The following is a 2,527-nucleotide window of genomic DNA, read 5'->3' as shown; positions in this document are numbered from 1 at the left end:
GAATGGGGCGGGGCAAGGGGGGATGGGACGGGCGCCGCACGTTGTGGCTGCATGCTGTCTCTCCGTTTCCTGTGCGGCATGGCGACCAGGTGACGCTGTACCTTCAGTCGAGTCCGACCCGAAACGGCCCTTTGTGATCGGAAACCAACCGTCTGGGTTGCGACGAGAGCTGAATGGCTGGCTTAATTTGACCACATCGCAAGGGGTTTAAGCTTGTAATGGACAACGACGGCGACGGCTGGTTGGATCAAGAACGAGAAGGCGCCCGATCCGGCATCAATCCAATGTTCGGTGAATGGAGGCAGCATTTTGACCTGGATGCTGTTCCTTATGGAGATGGTGGCGCTAAACGCGCAGCATTTCGACATGAAGTTCAGAGTAGATTAAGAAATAAATTCTTTTTTTCAGGTGATGTTCAAGTGAATATCACCCTATATATGGATATCAGAAAGATTAGAGAAACCTCGTCGACTGCTGACGTTGATAATTACGCCAAGTGTTTGCTAGATGCGTTGAAGGGTCCGGACGGCATCATACTAGATGATTCGCAGGTTCAGTCACTTTCTATACATTGGCTCCAAAAATTGAGACATAAAAATTCCTCGTTTGAAGTCGAAATAAAAGCAAGTCCAGATTCTTTTTGTTTAAAGCCGATCTCATTTTACGAAATGCCTAACTCACTTTGGTATCCTTTTAGCGAATACCTTTGGACTGACGGTAAGCCGCAGCCTTGCTCGAAGCGCGACCTCTACACCGGGTTGAAGATTGAGGCTTCAATGACAGATGCCGCGCGTAAGGGTCGCCATCTAGCAAGACAGTTAAGGGCTTCTGATACGGAGGCTTACTGGAAGTTGTTGCCTTTGACGTCGTCTGACGTTCGTGGCTTTCACCGATCGCGCATCGACGACGGTTTTTCTATGTTTGATCTTAAGACTTGGCGGGGAATGATGGCAATCTGGGCTGCGGAACATCCCGAAGATGCCAAGCTTTTTGAGATACTTGATGGAATGGAGGACAATCACCTGGTGCTGGCAAAGCTGCTTGGTGGTTGGATTCCCCCGAATGATGCTTCAGAATAATAGAAACGCTTGATTCACTCTCAAGAGGTTCGACGCGGCTAGCGAATGACCTAGATGGGCGAGAAGCAACTTTTATGCCCCCCACTTCTCACTTGCGGAGGGCGCCAACGGCGCCCGAGCACTGGCAGAAGAGAATGAGGGGGTCTGGGGGAGAATTCATTCTCCCCCAGTCTTCACACCAAGGCTTCTCTGAAAAGCTGGAGTCTAACTGAACCCGAAACGCCTCAAACGCTCGCCAGCAACCCCGCGAACATCCGCGCCCGCGGCACCAGGCTTTCGATCAGCAGGTGTTCCTGCAGGGTGTGGATGCCGGCCCCCTGGACGCCCAACCCGTCGAGCGTCGGGATCCCCATCGCCCCCGTGAAGTTCCCGTCCGACCCGCCGCCGGCGCTGGCATGCGGCAGGCCCAGGCCCAGCCGCGCCGCCAGGCTTTTCGCCGTGCCGTACAGGCGCATCGTCCCCGCATCGGGTTCCCAGACGGGGCGGGTGACGCCGCGCTTCACCTCCAGGCCGACGTCGGATTGCGTGCCCAGGCCCAGCATCTGCTCGACGGCGCGGTCCAGGTCGTCCTGGCGCTTCGCCATCGACAGGGCTTCGGCGTCGCAATGGGTGGCGACGCAGTTGACCCATTGGCCGCCATGGATGACGCCGACGGAGAAGGTGCAGGCGTCCGTCGTCATCGCCTCGATCGCCAGGATCTGCTTGCACATCTCGCGCACGGCGCTGCGGCCGTCGGACAGCGCCGAGCCCGCATGGCTCGGGCGCCCGGTGGTGCGCAGGTTGAAGCGGGCGATGGCGTAGCGGCCGGTGACGACGCCGCCGTCCGGGCGGCCGGGCTCGGGGACCAGGACGACCTCGTGGCGGGCGGCCTCGGCCTCGATCAGGTCGCGGGTGGAGGGGCTGCCGACCTCTTCGTCCGAGGTCAGCAGGAAGGTCACCGGGCGGCGGGTGGCGATGCCGGCCTGGACCATGGCGGCCATGGCCTGCAGCGCGATGAAGGTGCCGCCCTTCATGTCGCAGATGCCGGGGCCGAAGGCGCGGTCGCCTTCGACGCGATACGGCAGGGCGCCGAGCGTGCCCACCGGGTGGACGGTGTCCAGATGCGCCAGCACCAGGATGCCGCCTTCCATCTCGCCGTCGGGGTGGGGGAAGCGGGCGCGGATGCAGTCGCCGAAGCCCATGCGGCCGGGGATGCGCTCGATGCGGGCGCCGAGGATGGCCAGGTCCCGGCTGGCCAGCGACATCATGCGGTTGACGGCCGCGGCGTCGAAGGTCGGGCTTTCGCATTCCACCCAGGGGCGCAGGCCGGCCAGCAGGGCCTCAGGCGCGAAGGGCAAAGCGAGCGCGCGCAGGGCTTCGGGCTGCTGGTCGGGCAGGGTCTCGGCGTCCATCGGGCGGTCCTTCTTGGGCTGGCGTCTTGGAAGCGGGGGGACGGCTTCGGGGAGGCG

General features: G+C 61.0%; 2 protein-coding genes. One reads left to right on the top strand and one right to left on the bottom strand.

Annotated features, from left to right (window positions below):
* The first annotated feature begins 218 nt into the window (after positions 1–218).
* Positions 219–1,079, top strand: a complete 861-nt coding sequence (locus GVN67_RS28700) for a RusA family crossover junction endodeoxyribonuclease (protein ID WP_160000714.1) — start codon at positions 219–221, stop codon at positions 1,077–1,079.
* Positions 1,080–1,303: 224 nt separating this feature from the next.
* Here GVN67_RS28700 and GVN67_RS28695 read toward each other — a convergent pair whose 3' ends face one another.
* A complete protein-coding gene (locus tag GVN67_RS28695; protein WP_160000713.1) occupies positions 1,304–2,470 on the bottom strand; it encodes a M20/M25/M40 family metallo-hydrolase in 1,167 nt (388 codons plus the stop codon).
* Positions 2,471–2,527 lie beyond the last annotated feature (57 nt).

Source organism: Roseomonas sp. 18066, assembly GCF_902706185.1.
GTDB lineage: Bacteria > Pseudomonadota > Alphaproteobacteria > Acetobacterales > Acetobacteraceae > Pseudoroseomonas.
The sequence above is the reverse complement of the archived record's forward strand: the minus strand, read 5'-3'. Positions and strand labels throughout refer to the sequence as shown.